The 25,274-nt window shown below is 69.5% G+C and carries 22 protein-coding genes; 11 read left to right on the top strand and 11 right to left on the bottom strand.

Going from position 1 to position 25,274, the window contains the following annotated elements:
* Window positions 1-23 precede the first annotated feature (23 nt).
* Both tolA and tolB read left to right on the top strand, forming a co-directional pair.
* Window positions 24-1,217 carry a cell envelope integrity protein TolA gene (tolA, locus tag BSY19_RS23970; protein WP_236840442.1) on the top strand — a complete coding sequence of 398 codons (1,194 nt, stop codon included), beginning with the start codon at window positions 24-26 and terminating at the stop codon, window positions 1,215-1,217.
* A 2-nt stretch (window positions 1,218-1,219) separates the two neighbouring features.
* Entirely contained in the window at window positions 1,220-2,581 is a 1,362-nt protein-coding gene (tolB, locus tag BSY19_RS23965; protein ID WP_150129822.1) for a Tol-Pal system beta propeller repeat protein TolB, read from the top strand.
* A 57-nt stretch (window positions 2,582-2,638) separates the two neighbouring features.
* Here tolB and BSY19_RS23960 read toward each other — a convergent pair whose 3' ends face one another.
* Window positions 2,639-3,046 carry a rhodanese-like domain-containing protein gene (locus BSY19_RS23960; protein WP_069056354.1) on the bottom strand — a complete coding sequence of 136 codons (408 nt, stop codon included), beginning with the start codon at window positions 3,044-3,046 and terminating at the stop codon, window positions 2,639-2,641.
* 83 nt (window positions 3,047-3,129) lie between these two features.
* On the opposite strand from BSY19_RS23960, the gene ftrA reads away from it, so the two are divergent.
* The 5 genes from ftrA (at window position 3,130) to ftsH (ending at window position 8,988) form a co-directional block, all read left to right on the top strand.
* Window positions 3,130-4,185 (top strand): transcriptional regulator FtrA, encoded by a 1,056-nt coding sequence (gene ftrA, locus BSY19_RS23955; RefSeq protein ID WP_150129713.1) that lies wholly within the window; start codon window positions 3,130-3,132, stop codon window positions 4,183-4,185.
* A 149-nt stretch (window positions 4,186-4,334) separates the two neighbouring features.
* Window positions 4,335-4,841: a peptidoglycan-associated lipoprotein Pal gene (gene pal, locus BSY19_RS23950; protein ID WP_069056353.1), complete on the top strand. Its 507-nt coding sequence runs from the start codon at window positions 4,335-4,337 to the stop codon at window positions 4,839-4,841.
* A 131-nt stretch (window positions 4,842-4,972) separates the two neighbouring features.
* The gene (gene ybgF, locus BSY19_RS23945; protein WP_069056352.1) at window positions 4,973-5,899 is read left to right on the top strand and encodes a tol-pal system protein YbgF; all 927 of its coding nucleotides are present in this window, start codon (window positions 4,973-4,975) and stop codon (window positions 5,897-5,899) included.
* On the top strand, window positions 5,896-6,951 hold the full coding sequence (gene tilS / locus BSY19_RS23940; protein WP_069056351.1) for a tRNA lysidine(34) synthetase TilS: 1,056 nt from the start codon (window positions 5,896-5,898) through the stop codon (window positions 6,949-6,951). The genes ybgF and tilS overlap by 4 nt, the downstream gene beginning before the upstream one ends.
* 111 nt (window positions 6,952-7,062) lie before the next feature.
* Window positions 7,063-8,988, top strand: coding sequence for an ATP-dependent zinc metalloprotease FtsH (gene ftsH, locus BSY19_RS23935; protein WP_069057352.1), 1,926 nt, complete (start codon window positions 7,063-7,065; stop codon window positions 8,986-8,988).
* A 94-nt stretch (window positions 8,989-9,082) separates the two neighbouring features.
* Here the strand turns inward: ftsH and BSY19_RS23930 are convergent, their stop codons facing one another.
* On the bottom strand, window positions 9,083-10,756 hold the full coding sequence (locus tag BSY19_RS23930; protein WP_069056350.1) for a formate--tetrahydrofolate ligase: 1,674 nt from the start codon (window positions 10,754-10,756) through the stop codon (window positions 9,083-9,085).
* A gap of 264 nt (window positions 10,757-11,020) precedes the next feature.
* Between BSY19_RS23930 and BSY19_RS23925 the strand changes: the two genes are divergently transcribed.
* Window positions 11,021-12,547, top strand: coding sequence for a sensor histidine kinase (locus BSY19_RS23925; protein WP_069056349.1), 1,527 nt, complete (start codon window positions 11,021-11,023; stop codon window positions 12,545-12,547).
* A gap of 9 nt (window positions 12,548-12,556) precedes the next feature.
* Here BSY19_RS23925 and BSY19_RS23920 read toward each other — a convergent pair whose 3' ends face one another.
* Window positions 12,557-13,240, bottom strand: coding sequence for a glutathione S-transferase family protein (locus BSY19_RS23920; RefSeq protein ID WP_069056348.1), 684 nt, complete (start codon window positions 13,238-13,240; stop codon window positions 12,557-12,559).
* A 174-nt stretch (window positions 13,241-13,414) separates the two neighbouring features.
* On the opposite strand from BSY19_RS23920, the gene BSY19_RS23915 reads away from it, so the two are divergent.
* Window positions 13,415-14,014: a dioxygenase family protein gene (locus BSY19_RS23915; protein WP_069056347.1), complete on the top strand. Its 600-nt coding sequence runs from the start codon at window positions 13,415-13,417 to the stop codon at window positions 14,012-14,014.
* Between the two features lie 24 nt (window positions 14,015-14,038).
* Here BSY19_RS23915 and BSY19_RS23910 read toward each other — a convergent pair whose 3' ends face one another.
* Window positions 14,039-14,797: a haloacid dehalogenase type II gene (locus BSY19_RS23910; RefSeq protein WP_069056346.1), complete on the bottom strand. Its 759-nt coding sequence runs from the start codon at window positions 14,795-14,797 to the stop codon at window positions 14,039-14,041.
* Between the two features lie 104 nt (window positions 14,798-14,901).
* Here BSY19_RS23910 and gpmI point away from each other — a divergent pair, with 104 nt between their 5' ends.
* Complete coding sequence (gene gpmI, locus BSY19_RS23905; protein WP_069056345.1) at window positions 14,902-16,428, top strand: 2,3-bisphosphoglycerate-independent phosphoglycerate mutase; 1,527 nt, start codon at window positions 14,902-14,904, stop codon at window positions 16,426-16,428.
* Between the two features lie 71 nt (window positions 16,429-16,499).
* Here the strand turns inward: gpmI and BSY19_RS23900 are convergent, their stop codons facing one another.
* From BSY19_RS23900 to BSY19_RS23890, 3 genes are all read right to left on the bottom strand, one after another.
* Window positions 16,500-17,402, bottom strand: a complete 903-nt coding sequence (locus BSY19_RS23900) for an outer membrane protein (RefSeq protein ID WP_069056344.1) — start codon at window positions 17,400-17,402, stop codon at window positions 16,500-16,502.
* A gap of 345 nt (window positions 17,403-17,747) precedes the next feature.
* Entirely contained in the window at window positions 17,748-19,091 is a 1,344-nt protein-coding gene (gene glmM, locus BSY19_RS23895; protein WP_069056343.1) for a phosphoglucosamine mutase, read from the bottom strand.
* Window positions 19,092-19,336: 245 nt separating this feature from the next.
* Window positions 19,337-20,374 carry an L-idonate 5-dehydrogenase gene (locus tag BSY19_RS23890; RefSeq protein WP_069056342.1) on the bottom strand — a complete coding sequence of 346 codons (1,038 nt, stop codon included), beginning with the start codon at window positions 20,372-20,374 and terminating at the stop codon, window positions 19,337-19,339.
* Between the two features lie 200 nt (window positions 20,375-20,574).
* On the opposite strand from BSY19_RS23890, the gene BSY19_RS23885 reads away from it, so the two are divergent.
* On the top strand, window positions 20,575-21,342 hold the full coding sequence (locus BSY19_RS23885) for an SDR family NAD(P)-dependent oxidoreductase (protein ID WP_069056341.1): 768 nt from the start codon (window positions 20,575-20,577) through the stop codon (window positions 21,340-21,342).
* A gap of 31 nt (window positions 21,343-21,373) precedes the next feature.
* Here the strand turns inward: BSY19_RS23885 and BSY19_RS23880 are convergent, their stop codons facing one another.
* From BSY19_RS23880 to BSY19_RS23865, 4 genes are all read right to left on the bottom strand, one after another.
* On the bottom strand, window positions 21,374-22,585 hold the full coding sequence (locus tag BSY19_RS23880; protein ID WP_236840441.1) for an RNA polymerase sigma factor: 1,212 nt from the start codon (window positions 22,583-22,585) through the stop codon (window positions 21,374-21,376).
* Window positions 22,586-22,617: 32 nt separating this feature from the next.
* Window positions 22,618-22,986, bottom strand: a complete 369-nt coding sequence (locus BSY19_RS23875; protein WP_069056339.1) for a YciI family protein — start codon at window positions 22,984-22,986, stop codon at window positions 22,618-22,620.
* Between the two features lie 110 nt (window positions 22,987-23,096).
* Entirely contained in the window at window positions 23,097-23,936 is an 840-nt protein-coding gene (gene fghA, locus BSY19_RS23870) for an S-formylglutathione hydrolase (RefSeq protein WP_069056338.1), read from the bottom strand.
* 200 nt (window positions 23,937-24,136) lie between these two features.
* Complete coding sequence (locus BSY19_RS23865) at window positions 24,137-25,249, bottom strand: S-(hydroxymethyl)glutathione dehydrogenase/class III alcohol dehydrogenase (RefSeq protein ID WP_069056337.1); 1,113 nt, start codon at window positions 25,247-25,249, stop codon at window positions 24,137-24,139.
* Between the last annotated feature and the right edge of the window lie 25 nt (window positions 25,250-25,274).

The following is a 25,274-nucleotide window of genomic DNA, read 5'->3' as shown; positions in this document are numbered from 1 at the left end:
ATGGAATCGAGGATTCGGACGCGGTGAAGCTCTCCTCCGAACCGGGCATGGTGGTGTCGGCGCTCGGCCACGCGACGTTTCTCGTCGCGGGGCTGCTGGCGTTCTCGTCGGCTGCGCCGCTGCCGGACAATGTGGAGGCGATCGCCGTCGAGATGGTCGATGCGAGCGCGCTGAACCAGGTCACCCGCGGCGAGCGCAAGGCCGAGAAGGTGCAGGAGCAGCCGCTGCAGCGCGCCGAGCGCAAGGCCGAGATCGTCGAGCGCAAGGAGGAGGGCGAGGCCAAGCAGGATGCGCCGGCCCCGCCGAGCCGCCCGGCCGAACTCAAGACCGCCGACGACAACGCCGCCGCGCCGCTGCCGCCCTCGCGGGCCGCCAACCTGCCCAAGCCCGAGGTGAAGCCGCCGGAGCCGGTCAAGCAACCGCAGAAGGCTGGCCCCAGCGCCGCCGAAGTGGCCGAGCAGAAGCGCGAGGAGCTGGCGAAGCTGGCCGAGGAGGCCGAACTCGCGTCCAAGGCCAAGCAGGCTGAAGAAGCCGCGAAGGCTGCCGCCAAGGCGAAGTCGGAAGCGGAGGCCAAGGCGAGGGCCGAAGCGGCCGCCAAGGCGAAGGCCGAGGCGCTGGCCAAGGCCGAGGCCGAGGAGGCTGCCAAGGAGAAGGCGGAGGCCGCCGCCAAGGCGAAGGCCGAAGCCGAGGCCAAGGCCAAGATCGCTGCCGCCGCCAAGGCCAAGCAGGAGGCCGAGGCCAAGGCCCGGCGCGAGATGGAGATCGCCAAGAACTTCAATCCCAGCGACATCTCCAAGCTGCTGCAGTCCAAGGAGCAGGCGCAGTCGACCGGCTCGGCAGCGCCCCAGGTCAACCGGACGGCGTCGCTGGGGACCGAGCGCGGCGCCTCGCAGAAGCTCAGCCCCTCGCTGCGCGGCCAGCTCATCGGCATCATCCAGGACCAGCTGATGAAGTGCTGGAACGTGCCGATCGCGCTCGCCAATGCGCGCGGCGCGGTGGTGCCGCAGGTGCGCATGAAACTCGCCGCCGACGGCTCCCTGCTCGGGCAGCCGGGCGTGGTGAACTCCTCCTCCGACCCGCTTTTCGCGGTCGCGGCCAGCTCGGCCCTGACCGCCACCCGCCGCTGCGCGCCTTTGCGCATCCCGGCTCAATTCGCCGCCTATTATGACGACTGGCGCGACGTCGTCGTCAATTTCGACGCAAGGGACGTGCTGTGACCCTGATCGACCGCAATCCTCTCCCGCTCCTGCCGGCCGCGCCCTCGCGGCGCCGGCTGCTCGCGCTCGCCGGCGCCTCACTGCTGGTGCCTGCGGCAGTGTCTTTCAAGCCTGCGGCAGCTCGGGCCGAACTCGTCATCGACCTGCGCGGCGGCACCTTCCAGCCGCTCCCGATCGCGATCGCCGATTTCGGCGGCGAGGGCGGGGTGCTGGTCTCGGGGGTGATCAGCAACAATCTCAAGCGCTGCGGCTATTTCGCGCCGATCGACAGGGCGCGCCATCCCGACAAGAACCCGCCCTTCGACGCGGTGCCCGAGTTCGGCTCGTGGAAGGCGGCGGGCGTGCAGGCGCTGGTGACGGGGCGCGTCTCGCGCGACGGCTCGGGGCGGATCAAGGCCGAGTTCCGGCTCTGGGACGTGACGACCGGCACGCAGACCGACGGCCAGCAGTATTTCACCGATCCCAACAACGCCCGGCGCGTCGGCCACATCATCTCGGATGCGATCTACACCAAGATCACCGGCGTCGGCGGCTTCTTCGACACCCGCGTCGTCTTCGTCGACGAGTCCGGCCCGAAGGAGAACCGCCGCAAGCGCCTGGCGATCATGGACCAGGACGGCGCCAATGTGCGCTTTCTCACCGATGGCTCGATCTCGGTGGTGACGCCGCGCTATTCGCCGGTGTCGCAGGAGGTGACCTACATGTCGCAGCGGCTGGGCGAGCAGCCGCGCGTGCATGTGCTCAACATCGAGACCGGCCAGCGCCAGATCGTCGGCAACTTCCCCGACATGACCTCGAGCCCCCGGTTCTCGCCCAATGGCGCGCGCATCGCGCTCAGCCTGCAGCAGGGCGGCAACGCCAATCTCTATTCGATCGACATCGGCTCGCGCACGACCATGCGGCTGACCTCGACGGGGGCGATCGACACCTCGCCCTCCTATTCGCCCGATGGCACGCAGATCGTCTTCGAGAGCGACCGCGGCGGCTCGCAGCAGCTCTATCTGATGGGCGCCGGGGGCGGGGAGGGCAAGCGGCTCTCCTTCGGCCAGGGCTCCTACTCGCAGCCGAGCTGGTCGCCGCGGGGCGACCTGATCGCCTTCACCAAGCGCGGCGGCGGTGGTTTCGCCATCGGCGTGATGCGCCCGGACGGCTCGGGCGAGCGGCTTTTGACCGAGGGCTTCCACAACGAGGCGCCGAACTGGGCGCCCAACGGCCAGTACATCATGTTCTTCCGCGACCCCGGCGGGCAGTCCGGCGGCAAGCTCTACATGGTGGACATCACCGGCCGCGTCGAAGTGCCGGTGCCGACACCCGCCTTCGCCTCCGATCCGACCTGGTCGCCGCTGCTGACGGCGGCGCGCTGAGGCGCGACGCCGGTTCGTTGCCGCCCGCCGGAGCGCGGGGCGGTGACGCGGCGCGGCTCAGCCCGCCGCTTCCCCGGATACGAGGGTGAAACCCTCGTCGATCCAGCCGGTGATGCCGCCGGCCATGATCTTGACCGGGCGGCCCAGCTCCGCCAGCCGCAAGGCGGCCTTGGCGGCGCCGTTGCAGTGCGGACCGGCGCAATAGGTCACGAAGAGCGTGTCCAGCGGCCAGTCCTCGAGCTTCGATCTGATGATCTTGCCCACCGGCAGGTTGAGCGCGCCCGCGACGTGGCCGCGGGCGAAGAGCGTGGGGCTGCGGACGTCCAGCAGCACGAAGTCGGGCTGCTTCGACAGCGCGTCGTGAACATCCCAGCAATCGGTCTCGAAGGTGAACTCGGCCGCGAAATGCGCGCGGGCGAGATCGCTGGGGGCGGCGGGGACGGCGGTCACGGCGGTGGTGGTCATGGCGGGCTCCTGTTCGACCCGCTCATCTCGCAAACCGCGCGGCCCGCTTGCAATTGGCGTGAATGACAGAGTACGGGCATATAATGCCAAACACGACCGGCCCCCTCGTCGTCGCGCTGCTCTATGACGGACTCTGCACCTTCGAGTTCGGCATCGTCGCTGAGATCTTCGGACTCCCGCGCCCGGAAATGGGCGAGGACTGGTACCGTTTCGCCAGCTGCGCGATCGAGGACGGGCCGTTGCGGGCGCATGGCGGTTTCGTGCTGACGCCGCAGCACGGCCCGGAGCTGATCGACGAGGCCGATCTCATCGTCGTGCCCGGCTGGAAGGGCCCAAGTGGGCCGGTGCCGGAAGCCCTGTGCCAGCGCCTGCGGCAGGCCCATGCCCGCGGTGCCCGGCTCGCCTCGATCTGCTCGGGCGCCTTCGTGCTCGCGGCGACGGGTCTTCTGGACGGCGGGGTGGCGACGACGCATTGGCGTTATGCCGAGGCCCTGCGCGCCGGGCATCCGGAGATCGACGTCGACCATGCCTCGCTCTACCGCGCGCAGGGGCGCATCTTCACCTCGGCCGGGAGCGCCGCCGGCATCGATCTGCTGATCGAGATCGTCAGGCGGGATTTCGGAGCCGATGCGGCCAACTCGGTGGCGCGCCGCCTCGTGATGCCCGCCCACCGCACGGGCGGGCAGGCGCAGTTCCTGGAGCGGCCCGTGCCCCGGCACCGCCACGCCGAGGTGGCGCCCCTGCTCGATCGGCTGCGCTCGCAGCTTCAGCTGTCCTGGACGGTCGAGGACATGGCCCTCGAGTGCCGCATGAGCCTGCGCACCTTCCTGCGCCGCTTCAGGGACGCCACCGGCTCGGCGCCGGGCGACTGGCTGATCGGCGAGCGCGTGGAGGAGGCCAAGCGCCTCCTGGTGGCCGGCAAGCTGGGGACGCAGGAGATCGCGCTGGCCGTCGGCCTCGGCACGCCCGATACGCTGCGGCACCATTTCCGCAGACGCGTCGGCATCAGCCCGCGCGAATACCAGGCCCGCTTCGCCTCAGGAGCCTCCGAGAACGAGGCGATGGCGCCCGAGCCACCGCGGGCTGTGCCCCTCGTGCCACAACCGGGCCGCGAATCCCGGATTGCAAGCTTTGATTAACCATATGCCGCAATGCCGCCACTTCGCCTTGTTCTGGCAAGGTCTCGTTTAGGTTGACGCTTCATTGATGCGATGAAGTGCATTCCAGCCCCGTGATTCATCCGTCCGTGAGACGCGCCTCGCACAGACCGAACGCCCCGGAGTCTCCCATGTTCGCCACTCTCTTCGCCGGCGGCCGCGCCGTCCGCTTCGCCGCCGCCATCGCCGCCTCGCTCGCGCTCGGCGCCTGCGCCAACAACAACCAGAACGCCGACGGCTTCGGCGCCGGTGGCGCGGCGACCCCGGGCAGCGCCCAGGACTTCGTCGTCAATGTCGGCGACCGCGTCTTCTTCGAGACCGACTCCACCGACCTGACCCCCACCGCCGTCGCGACGCTCGACAAGCAGTCGGCCTGGCTGCAGCGCTATCCGCGCTACACCTTCGTCGTCGAGGGCCATGCCGACGAGCGCGGCACGCGCGAATACAACTTCTCGCTGTCGGCGCGCCGCGCCCAGACCGTGCGCGACTACCTCGCCTCGCGCGGCATCCAGGGCAACCGCATGCGCATCGTCTCCTATGGCAAGGAGCGCCCGGTCGCGGTCTGCAACGACATCTCCTGCTGGTCGCAGAACCGCCGCTCGGTGACGGTGCTCGACGGCGCCGGCGGCGGCGTCTGACGCCGCGATCCTGCCGGATCGGCACACAGGCCGGCGCCTTCCCGAGAGGAACGCGCCGGCCTTTTCATATTTTGGCCGCTGTCATGGCGTGTTATACGCGTCGCATCCCCCTCAAACCCGGTCCGTTCCCGATGTCGCGAATCCATGCTCCCGCCTGGAAGCTCCGCTCCTGCCTCGCCGCCCTGGCGCTGGGGACGGCGGTCTCCTGCCTGAGCCTGCCCGCCGCGGCGCAGGACGCCGCCGATCTGGTGGTGCGGACCTCGCGGATGGAGAACCAGATCCGCCAGCTCTCCGGCCAGATCGAGCAGCTGCAGTTCGAGAACCGGCGGCTCAGCGAGCAGCTGCGCAAGTTCCAGGAGGATGTCGAGTTTCGCCTGAACGAGAGGGGTGGGGCCCGTCCCTCGGGGGCCGCCGCGCCGGGCGGAGCCGCTCCGGCCGCCGGCGCGCCGCGCCCGCAACGTCGCGGCGACGCCTTCGACCCGAGCACGCAGGTCGGCTCCGCCGGGGCGCCGCGCCCGCTCAATGGCGGGATCGGCGGCATCATCGAGGAGGACGCGACCATTGCCGGCCAGGGACCGCTCGATCTGCAGGGCGTCGGGCGCGGCGTGCCGGCCGGCGCGCTGCCGCAACCGGCGCCGCGCGGCCCCAGCGTCGCCGCTGCCAGCGGCCCGGCCACGGCCAAGGAGGCCTACGACGTCGCCTATGCCGCGATCCTGCGCAAGGAATACGAGCAGGCCGAGATGGGCTTCCGCCAGTTCCTGCAGAGCTATCCGCGCGACCGGCTCGCCATCGACGCGACCTACTGGCTGGGCGAGAGCTATCTCCAGCGCAAGCGCTACCGCGAGGCGGCCGAACAGTTCCTGAAGGTCAGCAGCGATGCGCCGAAATCGGCCAAGGCGCCCGAAAGCCTGCTGCGGCTCGGCATCGCGCTGAACGGCCTCGGCGCGCGCGACCAGGCCTGCGCGACCTATGCCAAGGTCGGCGTCGACTATCCCGCCGCGCCCAACTCCGTCCGCCAGGGCGTCGAGCGCGAGCGGCGTCGCTCGGGCTGCGCTTGAGCGCCGTCGAGCCGCTTTCCAGCGATCATCCGCCTCTCGGGGCGCGCGAGGCGAGCGAGCTGTTCGCCGACCTCGCCGCCGAGCGCAGCCTCCTCGTGGCCGTGTCCGGCGGGCCGGACTCGGTCGCGCTGCTCGCCCTGCTGGCGGACTGGTCGCGCGAGCCCGGGCGGCCACTCCTGGCGGCTGCGACCGTCGACCATGGCCTGCGCGCCGACTCCGCCGCCGAGGCCCAGGGCGTCGCCGCTCTCTGTGCGCGCCTGGGCGTCGCGCATCGCATCCTGCGTTGGGAGGGTGACAAGCCGCGCAGCCGGCTGCAGGAGCGGGCGCGCGCGGCGCGCTATGCCCTGCTCGCAGCTGAAGCGGAGAATGTCGGCGGGGCCATCCTGGTGACGGCCCATACGCTCGACGATCAGGCCGAGACGCTGCTGATGCGGATGGCGCGGGGCTCGGGACCGTCGGGCCTTGCGGGCATGCGCGGGCGGGTTGTGCGGGACGGAACGGTTCTGGCGCGGCCACTGCTGGGCGTGTCCAAGGCCCGGCTGATCGCGACCGCGCAGGCGCGCGGGCTGTCCTTCGTCGAGGATCCCAGCAATGGCGACCCCCGGTTCGCGCGGGCGCGATGGCGGGCCTTGATGCCGCTGCTGGCGGCGGAGGGGCTGGATGCCGAGCGCCTGTCGCTGCTGGCGGGGCGCCTGGCGCGGCTCGACGAGGCCGCGACCGCGCGCTGCGAGGCCGTGCTGGCGGCGGTGCTGCTGCCGGCGACGGGGGCGCCGCACCTGCGGCTGAATTTCGAGGCGCTGCTGCGGGAGCCTGACGAGATCGTGCTGCGCGTCGTGGCGGCCTCGCTCGAGAGGCTTGGAGCCGAGGCGGAGAGCCCGGTCCGGCTCGAGCGCCTCGAGGCCTGTGTCGCGGCGCTGGGCGAGGCGGCTCGGGCGGGCCGGCCGGTGACGCGCACGCTGGCTGGGGCCGTGCTGGTGCTCGCCGGCGACGGCACCCTGGCGCTGCGGCGGGAGCGCCCGCGCCGGCGCGGCATTCACCCTGCGGCAACATAGGCGAAAGGGCGCAAATGTCTTTCCCTTGGCAATGGGCTCGCCCGCACCTAGATTGATGAAGCAAACTCTCGGCCTCTTCCGGTTGGTCCGGCAGGCCTGATCGGACAGATGATGAATCCGAACTTCCGCAATTTCGCCCTCTGGGTGGTGATCTTCCTTCTGGTGCTGGCGCTCGTGACGCTGTTCCAGAGCCCGAGCCAGCGCGCCAACATCAACGAGATCCCCTACAGCCAGCTCATCAACGAGTCGGAGGCCGGGCGGATCACGAATGTCGTCGTCGCCGGCCAGGAGATCTCCGGGACTTTCTCGGATGGTCGCAGCTTCGTGACCTACGCGCCCTATGGCGATCCGGCCCTGCTGAAGACGCTGGCGCAGAAGGGCGTTCAGGTTTCGGCCCGCGCTCCCTCCGAGGGCACGCCCTGGTTCATGGCGCTGCTGGTCAATTCGCTGCCGTTCGTCATCTTTATCGGGCTGTGGATCTTCATGTCCCGCCAGATGCAGAACGGGGCCGGCCGGGCGATGGGCTTCGGCAAGTCCAAGGCCAAGCTCCTGACCGAGGCGCATGGCCGCGTCACCTTCGACGATGTCGCGGGCATCGACGAGGCCAAGGAAGACCTGACCGAGATCGTCGAGTTCCTGCGCGATCCGCAGAAGTTCCAGCGGCTGGGCGGGCGTATCCCGCGAGGCGTGCTGCTGGTCGGCCCTCCCGGCACCGGCAAGACGCTGACGGCGCGCGCCGTGGCGGGTGAAGCCAATGTGCCGTTCTTCACGATCTCCGGCTCGGACTTCGTCGAGATGTTCGTCGGCGTCGGTGCCAGCCGCGTGCGCGACATGTTCGAGCAGGCGAAGAAGAACTCGCCCTGCATTATCTTCATCGACGAAATCGACGCCGTCGGACGCCATCGCGGCGCCGGCCTCGGCGGTGGCAATGACGAGCGCGAGCAGACGCTGAACCAGCTCCTCGTCGAGATGGACGGCTTCGAGCCGAACGAGGGCGTGATCATCATCGCCGCCACCAACCGGCCCGACGTGCTCGACCCCGCGCTGCTGCGCCCGGGCCGCTTCGACCGCCAGATCGTCGTGCCGAATCCCGATGTCGCCGGCCGCGAGAAGATCCTGCGCGTCCATGTCCGCAAGGTGCCGATGGCGCCGGATGTCGACCTCAAGATTCTCGCCCGCGGCACGCCCGGCTTCTCCGGCGCGGACCTGATGAACCTCGTCAACGAGGCGGCACTGCTGGCGGCGCGCCGCGGCAAGCGCATGGTCACACATGCCGAGTTCGAGGACGCCAAGGACAAGGTCATGATGGGCGCCGAGCGCAAATCCATGGCGATGTCCGAGGAGGAGAAGAAGCTCACCGCCTATCACGAGGCCGGCCACGCCATCGTCGGCCTCTATGTCCCGGCCGGCATCCCGGTGCACAAGGCCACGATCATCCCGCGCGGCCGCGCGCTCGGCATGGTCAAGTTCCTGCCCGAGGGCGACCGCTATTCGATGAAGTACAAGGAGTTCACCTCGCAGCTCGCGGTCGCCATGGGCGGGCGCGTGGCGGAAGAGATGACCTTCGGCCGCGAGAACGTGACCTCGGGCGCCACGGGCGACATCCAGCAGGCGACCAAGATGGCCAAGGCCATGGTCACCCAGATGGGATACTCGGACGAACTCGGTATGGTCGCCTATGGCGACAACCAGGAAGAGGTGTTCCTGGGCATGTCGATGGGCCGCAGCCAGAACATCTCGGAATCGACCGCCCAGAAGATCGACGCCGAGGTGAAGAAGCTGGTCGACACCGGCTACCAGGACGCCAAGAAGATCCTCACCGACCACCACGAGCAGTTCGTGGCGGTGGCCGAGGCGCTGCTCGAGTTCGAGACGCTGACCGGTGAGGAAATCCGCGACCTGATCGCCGGCAAGCGCCCGACGCGCGATCTCGACGACACCCCGCAGCCGCCGCGCGGCTCGGCCGTCCCGAGCGCCGGCAAGGGCCGCAAGCGCGACGAGCCCGATGCCGGGCTGGAGCCGCAGCCGCAGGTCTGACCGGCCGCTTCCTTCGGCCATCCAGCAAAAAGGGCGCCTCGCGGCGCCCTTTTTCATTGTGGAGGCTGTCGCGGCCGGCGTGCCCGCTGTCGCCTCAGAACAGGCCCTCGATCCGGCCCTGGGCGTCGATGTGGATGCGCTCTGCGGCGGGCACGCGCGGCAGGCCCGGCATGGTCATGATGTCCCCGCAGATGGCGACGACGAAGCCGGCGCCGGCCGATAGCCTGACCTCGCGCACCGGGACGGTGTGGCCGCTGGGCGCGCCGCGCAGCGTGGGATCCGCCGAGAAGGAGTATTGCGTCTTGGCGACGCAGACGGGCAGGTGGCCATAGCCGTCGGCCTCGAGCTCGGCGAAGCGGGCGCGCACCTTCGCGTCGCCGGCAATGCCGGCGGCGCCGTAGATCTCGCGCGCCACGGTCTCGAGCTTCTGCCAGAGCGGCATCTCGTCGGGGTAGAGCGGGGCGAAATCGGCCTCGCCGCCCTCGGCCAGCGCCACGACCTTGTGGGCGAGTTCCTCGGTGCCGGCACCGCCTTCCGCCCAATGGCGGCAGATCACCGCCTCGACGCCGAGGTGCTCGCGGCAATGGCTCGCGATGAGCGCGTGCTCGGCCTCGGTGTCGCTGACGAAATGGTTGATCGCGACGATCGGCGGCACGCCGAACTTCCGGATGTTGCCGACATGGCGGGCGAGGTTGGCGAGCCCGGCCTGCAGCGCGCCGAGATCCTCGGTTCCGAGAGCCTCCTTGGCCGCGCCGCCATGCATCTTGAGTGCCCGCACGGTGGCGACGATCACGGCCGCGGCGGGCTTCAGCCCGGTCTTGCGGCATTTGATGTCGAAGAACTTCTCGGCGCCGAGATCGGCGCCGAAGCCGGCCTCGGTGACGGTGTAGTCCGCCAGCTTCAGCGCGGCGCGGGTGGCGATGGCGGAGTTGCAGCCATGGGCGATGTTGGCGAAGGGGCCGCCATGGACGAAGGCGGGCGTGCCCTCCAGCGTCTGCACCAGGTTCGGCATCAGCGCGTCCTTGAGCAGGACGCTCATGGCGCCGGTCGCCTTGAGGTCGGCGGCGGTGACGGGGCGCTTGTCGCGGGTGCGGCCGACGACGATCCGGCCGAGCCTGGCCTCGAGGTCGTCGAGATCGGTGGCGAGGCAGAAGATCGCCATGATCTCGGAGGCGACGGTGATGTCGAAGCCGTCCTCGCGGGGGAAGCCGTTGCTGGCGCCGCCCAGCGAGGAGACGGTCTGGCGCAGGGCGCGGTCGTTCATGTCCATCACGCGCCGCCAGGCGATGTGACGCGTGTCAAGGCCGAGTGCGTTGCCCCAGTAGACATGGTTGTCGATCATCGCCGCGAGCAGGTTGTGCGCGCTGGTGATGGCGTGGAAATCGCCGGTGAAGTGCAGGTTGATCTGCTCCATCGGCACGATCTGGGCGTGGCCGCCGCCCGCCGCGCCACCCTTGACGCCGAAGCAGGGGCCGAGCGAGGGCTCGCGCAGCGCGATCATGCAGCGCTTGCCGATGCGGCTGAGGCCGTCGCCGAGGCCCACCGTCGTCGTGGTCTTGCCCTCGCCGGCCGGGGTCGGGTTGATGGCGGTGACGAGGATGAGCTTGCCGTCCGGCTTGCCCGCGAAATCGGGGATGGCCTGCGTATCGACCTTGGCGATGAACTTGCCGTGGGGCTCGAGGGCGGCTTCGGGAATGCCGGCACGCGCGGCGATGTCCGCGATCGGCCGGAGTGTGGCCGCGCGGGCGATCTCGATGTCAGTCGGCATTCCTGCCCCTCTTCCAGGCTCTCGTCCGCCGGTTCGTCCGGTCGGAATCGTTCCGGCGACACTGCCGCGAAACCCCGCCGCCTGCCACTGCTTTCGCAGGGGGCGGGCCGTCGCTGGACGCCCATGTCATTTGACGCAGGGGCGGCACTGCGGGCCTGCTAGTTCTGCGCGCGCCATGCGGGCTTGCCGGTGCCAGCGGCGGCTGGCATCACCATGGACGGCATGGATTGGCCGCGGCCCTGCCGCTCGGCCCGGGGGAGACGGATGAACGAGCGATCCTGGCCGGTCGGCGGCGGTGAGGTCGGTGCGATGCTGCGCCGCTGGACCGGCGCGGAAACGCCGCTGGGGCCTGTCCCGGCCTGGCCGGCGCGGCTGCGCTCGGCCGTGCAGGTGGTGCTGGCGACGCCGACGCCGATGGTGATGTTCTGGGGCCCGTCCGGGCTCCTGTTCTACAACGACGCCTATGCCGTCATCGCGGGCGCAAAGCATCCCGACATCCTGGGCTGCGCGCTGCACGAGGCCTGGCCCGAGGTCCGGGAGCTTCACGACCAGGTGATGGGGACCGTGTTCGAAGGCGGCCAGCCCCTGTCCTTCCGCGACCTGCCGCTCGTGCTCCATCGCAACGGCGCCGCCGAGGATGTCTGGCTGAACGTCGACTACAGCCCGATCTTCGATGATGACGGCGGCGGGCTCGGTGTGCTCGCCGTCGTCACCGAGACGACCAAGCTGATCCAGGCGCAGCGCGAGCGCGACGCCGCCGAGCAGGCGCTGCGCCGGCGCGAGCAGGAACTCGCCCAGGTCCAGAAGATCGGAAAGGTCGGCGGGCTCGAGGTCGATCTGCGGGATGGTTTCCGCAACACGCGCTCGCCCGAATATCTGCTCGTCCACGGTCTGCCGCCGGAGGCCGCGCACGAGACCCATGAGGACTGGGTCCGGCGCATCCATCCGCAGGAGCGGGCGATGGTCGAAAGCCATTTCCGCGAGAGCGTCGCCGGCTCGGCGACCGACTACCAGATGGAGTACCGGATCATCCGACCCTCCGACGGGGCGGTGCGCTGGATCTCGGCGGTGGCGCAGATCGAGCGCGACGGGGAGGGGCGGCCGCAGCGGCTCATCGGCGCGCATATCGACGTCACCGAGCGCAAGGAGACCGAGGCGCAACTGCGCCTGCTGATGCAGGAACTGGCGCATCGCGTGAAGAACACGCTCGCCATGATCCAGGCGATCGCCTCCCAGACGCTGCGGGGCGCGACCTCGCTGGAGGCCGCCAACGAGGCCTTCACGGCGAGGCTCTCGGCCCTGGCGCGGGCGCATGATCTGCTGGTCGGCGGTGCACGGGCGCATGCGGCGATGGCCGATATCGCGGCGAGCGTCATCGGCATCCAGGGCGATCCGACGCGATTCGAGATCGGCGGGCCCGACGTCGTGCTCGGGCCGCGCGCGGCGCTGGCGCTCACCCTCGTCCTGCACGAGCTGGCGACGAATGCGGTCAAGTACGGCGCGCTGTCGAACGAGAGCGGCCGCGTCGCCTTGTCCTGGCGCATCGACGAGATCGACGGCGTGCCGCAGTTCCGCCTGCGCTGGCAGGAAAGCGGGGGGCCGCCGGTCGTGCCGCCCACGCGTCGAGGCTTCGGATCGCGTCTGATCCAGCGCACCTTCACGGCTGCCCAGGGGCGGGCGGACAGTGCCTATCTGCCCGCCGGCCTCGTCTTCACGCTGGATGCGCCGCTCGAGGCGCTGAAGGACGGGGAGGGCGAGGAGCCGGCGCGCGCCCGAGGCAGCGCCGGCTGAAGGCCCTGCTCAGGCGAGATGGGCGTTCTGCGGGAACAGGATCCTGCGGGCTTCCTCGTCGACCTCCATCTTGAAGGCGAAGGCGTCCTTCAGCGCGGTCGCGCGCTGGGCCGCGGGCCGCGCCGAGATCTCGTCGAGATGGCGCTTCACATGCGGGAACAGCTCGGCCCAGTGATCGCCGACGGCGAAGCCGAGACGCGTCGCCCAGCCCCAGACCGACATGTCGATCAGGGTGTAGCGCTCGCCCAGCATGTATCGGCCCTTGGCGAGCTGCGCGTCGATGAGGCCCCAATGGCGCTCCGCCTCGCGGGCGTAGCGGTTGATCGCATAGGGGATCTTCTCCGGCGCGAAGCGGCTGAAATGCACCGCCTGGCCGCAATAGGGGCCGATGCCGGTGGCGACGAACATGAGCCAGGACAGCATCTCGCCGCGGGCCTTGGGCGTGTCCTCGGGGAGGAACTGACCGGTCTTCTCGGCGAGATAGAGTAGAATCGCGTTGCTGTCGAAGATCGTGGCGTCGCCGTCGGTCAGCGCCGGCGTCTTGGCGTTGGGGTTGATGGCGAGGAATTCGGGCTTGAACTGGTCGCCCCGGCGGGTGTCGACCGGCACCATCTCGTAGGGGAGGCCGGCTTCCTCGAGGAAGAGCGCGATCTTCGCCGGGTTGGGCGAGGGGTGGTAGTAGAACTTGATCATGAGCGGCCTCCGGCTGTCGGGCTTCCTGCTTATCCGCCGCCGGGGGCTCCGGCCACGGCGGCGCGGTCATGGGGGATCACGTCCCTGTGAGGGGCGGCTTGTCGCAGGCGCGGCGCTCGCCACCTGTGACAGATGCGGCGCCCGCCGCGTCGGGATCAACAGAGGATCTGCCGGATGACGCCCCCGTCAAGCCTGCTCACCCGCCGGCATCTCACAGCCCGCCTCTCGGCCTTCGGCTTCGCCAGCCTGACCTTGCCGGGACTGGCGGAGGCGCAGGCGCTGCCGGCGACGCCGGCCTGCGAGGCGCCGGCCTCCGGGGCCCGGCGCCAGACGGAGGGGCCCTATTTCACGCCGTCCTCGCCGCTGAAGCGCGACCTGCGCGGCGACGGCCCTGGCGAGACGCTGGTGCTCTCCGGCTTCGTGCTGACCCGGCAATGCCAGCCGCTGCCGGGCGCGCTGGTCGATCTCTGGCACGCCGACACGCAGGGGCAATACGACAATGCCGGCTATCGCTTTCGCGGCCACCAGCTCAGCGATGCCCAGGGGCGCTACCAGTTCATCACCCGCATTCCCGGGTTCTATCCCGGCCGGACCCGGCATTTCCACGTGAAGGTGCAGGCCGGCAACCGGCCCCTGCTGACGACGCAGCTCTATTTTCCCGAGGAGCGGGCGGCCAACCAGCGCGACCGCATCTTCCATGACAGCCTGCTGATGCAGGTCACGGCGGCGGCCGGAGGGCAGATCGGCCGCTTCGACTTCGTGCTCGCCGACTGAGGCCGCCCGGCGGGGCCGACGGCGTCAGCCACCCCAGGCGTCTTGCCTCCGCGCCACGAGGGCGGCGAGATCGGTCAGGGCGGCGATGGTGACGTCGGCCTCGAAGCCGAGGCGCTCGGGGCGCAGCCGCAGCGCCTTGAACATCAGCGCCGGGCCGATCGTCGTGGCACCCGCGAGATCGCGGCGCAGCGCCTCCTCCGGGACGCGGGCGATCCGCGCGACGCGGAAACCATGCGCCCGGGCGCCGGCGATGTCGAAGCCGTTGGAGGAGACGAAGAGAATCTCGTCGCGCGCGAGGCTCAGGCGCGCCTCGACATGGGCGTAGCCGCGGGGATCGGGCTTGTAGACGCCGATCTCGTCGACGCTGATCACCGTCTCCAGGAGATCGCCGATGCCGGCCTGCGCGACGAGGCGCCCGAGCATCGCCGGGCTTCCATTCGAGAAGATGGCGAGCCGCAGCGGAGACAGCGCCTCGAGCGCCTCGCGGGCCTCGGGATAGAGCGCCAGCGCGTCATAGGCCTCCGCGACGGTCGCGACGAAGTCCGGCGTCGCGGACAGGCCGAGCGTCTCCAGCGTGTAGGTCAGCGAATCCTGCGTCACGGACCAGAAGTCGGCATAGGCGCCCATCAGGCCGCGCAGCCAGGTGTATTCGAGCTGCTTCAGCCGCCAGAGCTGGGTGATGGTCTCGCCATGGCCGGGAAAGGCGGCCTCGGTGATGCCGGCCACCGACTGCACGTCGAAGAGCGTGCCATAGGCGTCGAAGACCACGGCCCTGATCGTCATGACACCTCTCCCCGGCGGCCTTTGTCCGATCTTCTTAGCACTCGCAAAGGCGCTGCGGCGCATGGTATCCGCACAGCGGTCTTCACAGATGTTCACAGGTCGCCATGTCCGCCGCCCCCGCCAAGCGCCCCGTCATGCTGATGATCCTCGACGGCTGGGGCTGGCGCGAGGAGACCGAGAACAATGCGGTGCGCCTCGCCCGCACGCCGCATTTCGACCGGCTCTGGGCGGCCTCGCCCCATGCCTTCCTGAAGACCTCGGGGCTCGATGTCGGCTTGCCGCCCGGCCAGATGGGCAATTCCGAGGTCGGCCATCTCAATCTCGGCGCCGGCCGCGTCGTGATGCAGGACCTGCCGCGGATCAACCAGGCGATCGCGGACGGCTCGCTGGCGCAGGCGCTGGCGGCGAGCGGGCTGGTCGACGCGCTCCAGGCGAGCGGCGGGGCCTGCCACCTGCTCGGCCTCGTCTCGCCCGGCGGCGTGCATGCGCATCAGGACCATGCGGTGGCGCTGGCGCATCTGCTGGTCGAGCAGGGCATCCCGGTCAGGATCCACATCTTCACCGACGGGCGCGACACGCCGCCGCGTTCGGCTGCCGGATACATTCGCGAGTTCGCCGCCGCGCTGCCGCCGCAGGCGGTCATCGCGAGCCTGTCCGGCCGCTACTACGCCATGGACCGCGACAACCGCTGGGAGCGCGTCGAGCGCGCCTGGCGGGCGATGGTGCTGGGCGAGGGGCCGGAGTTCGTCGGGCCGGAGGCGGTCATCGCGGCGGCCCATGCCGCCGGCATCACCGACGAGTTCATCGAGCCCACCGTGATCGGCGGCTATGCCGGCATGGAAGACGGCGATGGGCTCATGAGCTTCAACTTCCGCTCCGACCGCATCCGCGAGATCCTCGATGCCGTGCTGCTGCCCGGCTTCGCCGGCTTCGCACGGTCGCGCCGGCCGATCCTGGCGAAGGCGGTCAGCATGACCTCCTACAGCGCCGAACTCGACGCGGTGATGCCGCCGCTGTTTGCGCCGCAGACGCTTGCCAACGGGCTCGGCGAAACCGTGTCGAAGGCGGGCCTCACTCAGATCCACATGGCGGAGACCGAAAAGTACCCGCACGTCACCTATTTCTTCAACGGCGGCGAGGAGACGGCGCTGGCCGGCGAGGACCGGGTGATGGTGCCCTCGCCGAAGGTCGCGACCTATGACCTCCAGCCGGAGATGTCGGCCCCCGAGCTGACAGACCGAGTCGTCGAGGCGATCGAATCGGGCCGCTACGATCTCCTGGTGCTGAACTTCGCCAATCCGGACATGGTCGGCCATACGGGCGTGCTGGCTGCTGCGATCAAGGCGGTGGAGACCGTCGATACCGGGCTCGGGCGCATCGCCGATGCAATCGCGGCCGCGGGCGGTGCGCTGCTCGTGACGGCCGACCACGGCAATTGCGAGCTGATGGTCGATCCCGAGACGGGGGCGCCGCATACCGCCCACACCACCTTCCCGGTGCCGGTGATGGCGATCGGCAGCGGCGCGGCCGCGCTCGCGGACGGGCGCCTGGCCGATGTCGCGCCGACGCTGCTGGCACTGCTCGGCCTGCCCCAGCCGGCCGAGATGACGGGCGCGTCGCTGCTGCGCTGAGCGCTACCCTCTTTCCGAACGAAAACGGCGCGGACCGGAGTCCGCGCCGTCTGGATGGAATGCCGTGCGTCTCAGTACTTGCGGACGGTCGGGGCCGGCGCGTAGGCGATCGGCTTCTCGACCGGGCCGCAGCAGTTCGGGTCGCTGAAGTTCCAGCGCATGCCGATGCGGATGTCGTGGCTGTCGATGCCCTTGAAGCGGACCGAGGAGCTCGGGTTGGCGAGCAGGCCGTTGGCGCCGCGCAGGCCGATCGTCGGACCGTCGCCCATGTTCAGGTAGCGGTAGCCGATGTCGAGCTTGAGGTTGGAGGTGACGTCGTAGGAGACGCCGGCCATCAGGGCCCAGGCGAAGTTGGTCTTGTCGGCCGAGTCGCCATAGGCATAGGAGGTGTTGGCGAAGGCCGCCCCCACCGCCTGGTTGATGCCCTGGTCGGAGAGGCCGCTGACCGAGTGGTTGGCCATGCCGATGCCGAAGCCGAGGTAAGGCGTCAGGCAGTTCCAGGTCCCGAGATCGATATAGGCGTTGGCGAGCGCGACGAAGGTCGCGACATCGGCGCGGTAGACGTTGGTCTGGTTGGTCGGGACGCCGAAATTGAAGGAGATCTGGTCGCGGCCGTTGAACGAGCCACCGCGGTATTCGCCGGTCACGTCGAAGCGCAGATAGCTGTTGAATTGATAGCCGATGCCGACGCCGGCGAAGGCGGCGAAGCCGCGATCGGGCTTGATGGTGGTGAAGGAGGTGACGCCCGCGGTCGCGATGACCGGGCCGTTGTTCAGCTTCACGTCCAGCTCGTCATAGGACTGCGAGCCGACGCCGATGTCGCCGCGGAGATAGAAGCCGCTGCTGATCGTGCCCTTGAGGCCGAGCGGCGCGTGAGGCGGCGGGGGCGGCGCGTAGGCGAGATCGGCGGCAGCGGCGGCGGACGCCCCGAGCGCCATGGCGCTGGCCAGCGCAAAAGTTTTCAGGCTGCCCATGGCAGTGTCCCTCGAGTTTGCGCGGCGCCCAATACACAGCCCACGCTTGTTACCGACGAGGGCAGGATGCCGGTAATTCCTTAAACGAGACTTAACCTTAGGAATTAACCTCAAAAAAGTCTGAAGGAGGCCCGAATACTTGCCGAGGGGTTAACGGGCGGGTGGCGTCGGCGCGCACGGCATCGGACGCGGGGGTAGCGTCACGCGCTATCCCTGCGCCCTCTCCGTCATTCTGGACGGCCGCAGGTCGGCCGGGATCCATTACAGGACGCGGCGACGCCCCATGATGGATCCCGGCCTGCGCGGCTGTGCCGCTTGTCCGGGATGACGGGTAGGCAGAGGGTACTAAGCCGCGGCCTTCGTCACGGCCTCGACGATGTCGTCGACGGCGCGCATCACGAGGGCCGCATCGTCGCCTTCGGCCATCACGCGGATCACCGGCTCGGTGCCGGAGGGGCGGATGACGAGGCGGCCGCTCTCGCCCAGCATCTGCCGCGCCGCCTCGATGGCGCTGACGACGGGTTTCTTCTCGAGCGGCTTGCCGTTGGCGTAGCGGACGTTCTTGAGGATCTGCGGCAGCGGCTCGAAGGCGTGGCAGACCTCGGAGACCGGCTTGTCCTGCCGCTTGACCGCCGCCAGCAGTTGCAGCGCCGCGACCAGGCCGTCACCGGTGGTGCCGAAATCCGACAGGATGATGTGGCCGGACTGCTCGCCGCCGAGATTGAAGCCGTGGCTGCGCATATGCTCCAGCACATAGCGGTCGCCGACCGCGGTGCGTGCGAGGCTGAGGCCCAGCCCCGCCAGATAGCGCTCGAGCCCGAGATTGGACATCACGGTGGCGACCACGCCGGGCTGCGACAGGCGGCCATCCTCCTGCCAGGTCCGTGCAATCACCGCCATGAGCTGGTCGCCATCGACGACCTGGCCGCGCTCGTCGACGATCAGCACGCGGTCGGCGTCGCCATCGAGCGCGATGCCGATATCGGCGCGCAGCTCGCGGACCTTGGCGATCAGCGCCTCGGGCGCGGTCGAGCCGACATCCTTGTTGATGTTGAAGCCGTCGGGCTCGACGCCGATGGCGATGACTTCGGCTCCCAGCTCCCAGAGCGCCTCGGGCGCGACCTTGTAGCCGGCGCCGTTGGCGCAATCGATGACGATGCGCAGGCCCTCGAGGCTCATGTTGCGCGGCAGGGTGCGCTTGGCGAATTCGATATAGCGCGCATGGGCGCTCTCGATGCGCTTGGCGCGACCCAGCGTCGGCGAGGACGACAGGCGCGGCGAGAGATCGGAATCGATCAGCGCCGAGATCTCGCTCTCGACCTCGTCGCTCAGCTTGTAGCCGTCGGGACCAAACAGCTTGATGCCGTTATCCTCATAGGCGTTGTGCGAGGCGGAGATCATCACGCCGAGATCGGCGCGCATCGAGCGCGTCAGCATGGCCACCGCCGGCGTCGGCATCGGGCCGAGCAGCATCACGTCCATGCCCACCGAGGTGAAGCCCGCGACCATCGCGTATTCGATCATGTAGCCGGAGAGGCGCGTGTCCTTGCCGATCACGACGCGGTGGCGGTGCGTGCCGCGGTGAAAGGCGAGGCCGGTCGCCTGCCCGACCTTGAGGGCGAGGTCCGGCGTGATCACGCCATTGGCGCGTCCGCGAATGCCGTCGGTGCCGAAATACTTGCGTGTCATGTCGTGTCCGTCCAACCGGGCGAGGAGCCCGCTCGGCTGCGTTTTATAGCTGGAATAGGTTTCCGCCTTCTCACGATTTGTGACGGATCGTAGACGGGAGGCCAATTTCTCAGACCTCATCCTGAGGAGCCGCGTCAGCGGCGTCTCGAGGGATGCTTCAGGAGGCTCCGGCGCAGGCTGGAACATCCTTCGAGACGCGCTCCTGCGGAGCGCTCCTCAGGATGAGGGCCGAGAGAAAGCTCACTTCACCCGAAGGCGAGCTGGACCTTCATCGCCTTCGACTTGTCGGCGGCGAGGTCGAAGGCTTCGATCGCGCGCTCGACGGGGATGGTGGCGGTCAAGAGCGGCGAGAGGTCGATGGTCTTCGAGCCGATCATCGCCACCGCCCAGTCGAACTCCTCGTGGAAGCGGAAGGAGCCGCGCAGGTCGAACTCCTTAGCGACGACGACGTTCATCGGCAGGGTGAAGTTGCCGCCGACGCCGATCTGCACGATCACGCCGCCCGAGCGCACCACGTCGAAGGCGCCGGTCAGCGCGTGCTGGTTGCCCGAGGCCTCGAACATGACGTCGAAGGCGCCCTTTTCCGCGCCGTACTCGGCCTTCAGGCGGTCTGGCTCGGCCATGACGTTGATGGCGCGGCTGGCGCCCATCTTCAGCGCCGTCGGCAGGGGGCCGTCGACCACATCGGTCGCGACGATCTCGGCCGCGCCGGCGGCCTTGGCGGCGATGATGGTGAGGATGCCGATCGGCCCCGAGCCGGTGACGAGGACGCGCTTGCCGAGCAGCGGGCCGGCCCGCTTGACGGCATGGAGGCAGACCGCGAGCGGTTCGGCGAAGGCGGCTTCAGCAGCGGTCACGTGATCGGCAACCTTCACCGCCTGGCGCTCCTCGATCACCAGCATCTCGCGGAAGCCGCCCTGGACATGGGGGAAGCGCATGGCGCTGCCGTAGAACAGCATGTCCGTGCAGTGCTGCTGCTGGCCCATCTGGCAGTAGCGGCACTGCCCGCAGGCGCGGCTGGGATTGACGGCGACGCGATCCCCGACCTTGACGCGCGTGACCTCGGCGCCGACGCATTCGATCCGGCCCGCGATCTCATGGCCGAGGATCAGCGGCTCGCGCACGCGGATCGTGCCGAAGCCGCCATGCAGGTAGTAATGCAGGTCCGAGCCGCAGATGCCGCCGGCCTCGATCTTGACGCGGACCTGGCGCGGACCGGGTTCGCCGACGGTGACCTCGTCGACGCGGAGGTCCTTTTCGGCATGGATGACGACGGCGCGCATAGCTTCTTCCCTGATGTTGGCGGTCTTCTCAGCCCTCATCCTGAGGAGCGGTCCGCCGGAGCGCGGCTCCTCAGGATGAGGGCTGAGGGAGGCATGAAAGCCTCGCCGATATTGTCTAATCGATTGAAAGCTGCTTACCCACTTTCGCCGAGCCGGCGCAATTCGAAAGATGCCGGTGATCCCGTTCGCGAGGTTCCGCCATGTCACTCTCTCTGTTCAGTCTGGAGGGCAAGATCGCCCTCGTCACCGGGTCGGGGCAGGGGATCGGCCTCGCGCTGGCGGAAGGGCTGTCGGAAGCCGGCGCGCATGTCGTGCTGAACGGGCGCGACCGCGCCAAGCTGGAGCGCGCCGCGCAGGCGATCTCGGCCGCCGGCCGCAAGGTCTCGGTCGCGCCCTTCGACGTCACCGACCAGGCGGCCGTCGAGGCCGGCGTCGCGGGAATCGAGGCCGAGATCGGGCCCATCGACATCCTCATCAACAATGCCGGCATGCAGAAGCGCGCGCCGATTCACGAATTCCCGGTCGAGGGCTGGCACGAGGTGATGGCGACGAACCTGCACTCGGTGTTCTATGTCACCCAGGCCGTGACCAAGCGGATGCTGCCGCGCAAGCGCGGCAAGATCATCAGCATCGGATCCGTCATGAGCGAGCTCGGGCGGGCGACGATCATCCCCTACACGGCCTCGAAGGGCGCGGTGAAGATGATGACGCGCGGGCTCGCCGCCGAGCTCGGCAAGCACAACATCCAGGCCAATGCGATCGGCCCGGGCTATTTCACCACCGAGATCAACAAGGCGCTGATCGCCGACGAGGCCTTCACCGCCTGGGTCTGCAACCGGACGCCGGCCGGGCGCTGGGGCGAGACCAAGGAACTGGTCGGTGCGGCGATCTTCCTCTCCTCGGCGGCGTCCGACTACGTCAACGGCCATCTGCTGATGGTCGATGGCGGGCTGACCGCGGTGGTGTGAGGGCCGCCGCCCGCGTCTCGAAAGCCCGGGCTCAGTCCGGCGGGCGCCGAGACGCCTGCATCAGGAAGTCGCGCACGGCCGGGTCGCTGCTGAGGCCGATGGCGCGGTCATAGGCGTCCCGGGCGGCCTCGCCCTGTCCGGACCGGCGCAGCAGATGGGCCTTGAGGGCCCAGTAGGGCTGATAGGACAGGACGTCGCCTGAGGGCAGTTCGGCCAGGGCCGCGAGCCCGGCCTGCGGGTGGGATGCCTCGGCCAGTGCCGCGGCCCGGCTGACGAGCACGCCGGTCGTCGGTGCGAGCCGGGCCAGCCCCTCATAGAGCCGGGCCAGCGCGGTGGTGTCGGTGCGCCCCGTCACGGCCCGGGCGGCATGGACGGACTGGATCGCCGCCTCGAGCTGGAACGGCCCCAGCGCCGCGTGCCGGGCGGCCTGCGCCAGTTCGGCTTCCGCCTCCTCGATCAGCGGTGCCGACCAGCGCGCCGTGTCCTGCTCGGCGAGGGGCACGAAGGCGCCGTCGGCCGCCCTGCGGGCCTCGCGTCTGGCCTCGCCATGCAGCATCAGCGCGAGCAGGCCACGCGCCTCGGGCTCCTCGGGCAGGAGCTGGATGACGAGCCGCGCCAGCCAGATCGCTTCGTCCGCGAGGCCGCGGCGCCGGGGATCGGCGCCGGCGATATCCTCCCAGCCGCTGCCATAGGCGGCGTAAATCGCCTGCAGCACGGCATCGAGCCGCCCGGGCAACTCGGCCTGTTCGGGAATGACGAAGGCGATGCGGGCATCGCGGATCTTGGCCTTGGCGCGCACCAGGCGCTGGCCGAGTGCCGCGGGCGAGGTCAGGAAGGCCTGGGCGATGCGGGCGGCATCGAGACCCAGCACGGCCTGCAGCATCAGCGGTGCGCGGGCGGCGGCGTCGATCGCCGGATGGGCACAGACGAAGAGCAGCTTGAGCCGCTCATCGGGAAAGGCGGCGCCGTCGGCGCTGGCATCCTGCTCCGCCAGCAGGGTCAGGGTCGGCTCGGCGGCTGCGCGGATGCTCTGGCGGCGCCGTCCGTCGATCAGCTGGCGACGCGCGGTCGTCAGCAGCCAGGCTTCCGGACGGGCCGGGACTCCGTCCGAGGGCCAGCGATCGAGCGCCAGCCGGAAGGCTTCCGCAAGCGCATCCTCGGCGGCTGCCAGATCGCGCCAGTCGCGGGCCAGCAGCGAGAGCAGGCGGCCATAGGAGGCGCGGGCGGCGAGATCGGCCGCCATCCGCGCCTCATGTGCACCGGCCTCGCCGGCCATCAGCCGGCCGGCTGCGGCGGGGGCGGCAGCACCGGGCGCACCTCGGTCGAGCCATAGGCCGAGGCCGGGCTGCGCGCCGCCCAGTCGAGCGCGGCGTCGAGGTCGGGCACGTCGATGACGAAATAGCCGCCGAGCTGCTCCTTGGTGTCGGGATGCGGGCCGTCCTGCACCTGGCGCCGGCCGTCGCGCATGCGGACCATGGTGGCCGTGTGGGGCGGCTGCAGGCCCGCGCCGCTGACCACGAGCCCGGCCTGGTTGAGCGCGCCGACATAGGCCATCCAGGAGGCCCAGTAGGCCGGTCCCTTGGCGGGGTCGTCGCGCAGGCCGAATTCGGTGTCCGTCTCGCGGAAGATGAGCATGTACTGCATGGGGCGAACTCCTCGTCACCTGACGCCGGAGAACCATCCCCCGGCTGCCATGATGACGTCCAGCCCCGGCCGGTTTCGACAGGCGGTCGAAAAAAATACGCCGCCGCCTCTCAGGCCTTCGTCAGCCGCTGCGCATGCCAGGCGATGTGCTGGGCCATGAAGGTCGAGATGAAGTTGTAGGAGTGGTCGTAGCCCTCGCGCATCTGCAGCTCGAAGGGGATGCCGGCCGCCGCGCAGGCGACCTCGAGCAGCTGCGGCCGCAGGCCCTCGTCGAGAAAGCCGTCGGCGGTGCCCTGGTCGACCAGCAGGTCCTTCACCCGGTGGCCGTCGGCGATCAGCAGCGTTGCATCATAGGCGCGCCAGCGGCCCTCGTCGGGGCCGAGAAACTTCTCGAAGGCCGGGCGCGACCAGCCGGCGGTCGAGGGCTGGGCGATCGGCGCGAAGGCGGAGACGGAGGCGTAGCGCTCGGGATTCTTCAGCGCGAGCGTGATCGCGCCATGGCCGCCCATGGAATGGCCGAAGATGCCCTGGCGGGTCATGTCGACCGGGAAATGCCGCTCGACCAGCTCCGGCAGCTCGTCGCGGATGTAGCTCTCCATCCGGTAGTTTTTGTCGTAGGGCGCCTGCGTCGCATCGAGATAGAAGCCGGCGCCGGAGCCGAACTGCCAGTTGCCGGGTTCGTCGGGCACGTGCTCGCCGCGCGGGCTGGTATCGGGGCAGATGATGGCGATGCCGTTGGCGGCCGCGGCTGCGCGGTACTCGCCCTTGTCCATGACGTTCTGATGCGTGCAGGTCAGCCCCGAGAGATACCAGAGCAGCGGCACCGGCCCGTCCTCGATCTGCGGCGGCAGGAAGATCGCGAAGGTCATCGGGCAGGCGCAGGCCGCGCTGTCATGACGATAGACGCGCTGCGAGCCGCCGAAGGCCTTCGAGGACGAGACGAGTTCCATGGGGTGTTCCTTATGCTTGCGCGACCTTTGTCATTCCGGGGCTTCGCAAAGCGAAGAGCCCGGAACCCACGACCGGGCGATTGCGCCCGGTCGTTCTGTCAAAGGTCCCACCCAGTCGTGGGTTCCGGGTTCAGCGCCAGACGCTGCCCCGGAATGACACGGTGTCTTGCCCCGCCGATGCGGCGGGAAGACGGCGGCGCTCAGTAGACCACCACGCTGCGGATCGACTTGCCCTCGTGCATCAGGTCGAAGCCGACATTGATCTCGTCGAGGCTGAGCTTGTGGGTGATCAGGTCGTCGATGTTGATCTTGCCCTCCATGTACCAGTCGACGATCTTCGGCACGTCGGTGCGGCCACGCGCGCCGCCGAAGGCCGTGCCCTTCCAGACTCGGCCGGTGACGAGCTGGAACGGACGCGTCGCGATCTCCTTGCCGGCCTCGGCGACGCCGATGACGATCGACTCGCCCCAGCCGCGATGGCAGCATTCCAGCGCCTGGCGCATCACGTTGACGTTGCCGGTGGCGTCGAAGGAGAAGTCGGCGCCGCCGCCGGTGAGATCGACGATGGCCTGAACGACCTTGTCGTTGCCGACCTCCTTGGGGTTGACGAAGTCGGTCATGCCGAACTTGCGCGCCATCTCCTGCTTGGCCGGGTTGATGTCGACGCCGATGATCTTGTCGGCGCCGACCATGCGGGCGCCCTGGATCACGTTGAGGCCGATGCCGCCCAGCCCGAAGACCACGACATTCGCGCCCGGCCAGACCTTGGCGGTGTAGATCACCGCGCCGATGCCGGTCGTCACGCCGCAGCCGATGTAGCAGATCTTGTCGAAGGGCGCGTCCTCGCGGACCTTGGCCAGCGCGATCTCGGGCAGGACGGTGAAGTTCGCGAAGGTCGAGCAGCCCATGTAGTGGAACACCTCGCCGCCATCGCAGGAGAAGCGGCTCGTGCCGTCGGGCATCACGCCCTGGCCCTGCGTCGAGCGGATCGAGGTGCAGAGATTGGTCCGGCGCGACAGGCAGGACTTACAGCTGCGGCATTCGGGCGTGTAGAGCGGGATGACGTGGTCGCCCGGCTTCAGCGAGGTCACGCCGGCGCCGACCTCGCGGACGATGCCCGCGCCCTCATGGCCGAGGATCGCCGGGAATTTTCCTTCCGAATCCAGGCCCGACAGCGTGTAGGCGTCGGTGTGGCAGATGCCGGTCGCCATGACCTCGACCAGCACCTCGCCGGCCCTCGGGCCGCCGATCTCGATGGTCTCGATGGTGAGCGGCTTGCCGGCTTCCCAGGCGACGGCGGCGCGGGTCTTCATCGGGCGGTTCCTTCCTCGGTTTTGC

It is taken from the genome of Bosea sp. RAC05 (assembly GCF_001713455.1).
GTDB lineage: Bacteria > Pseudomonadota > Alphaproteobacteria > Rhizobiales > Beijerinckiaceae > Allobosea.
The sequence above is the reverse complement of the archived record's forward strand: the minus strand, read 5'-3'. Positions and strand labels throughout refer to the sequence as shown.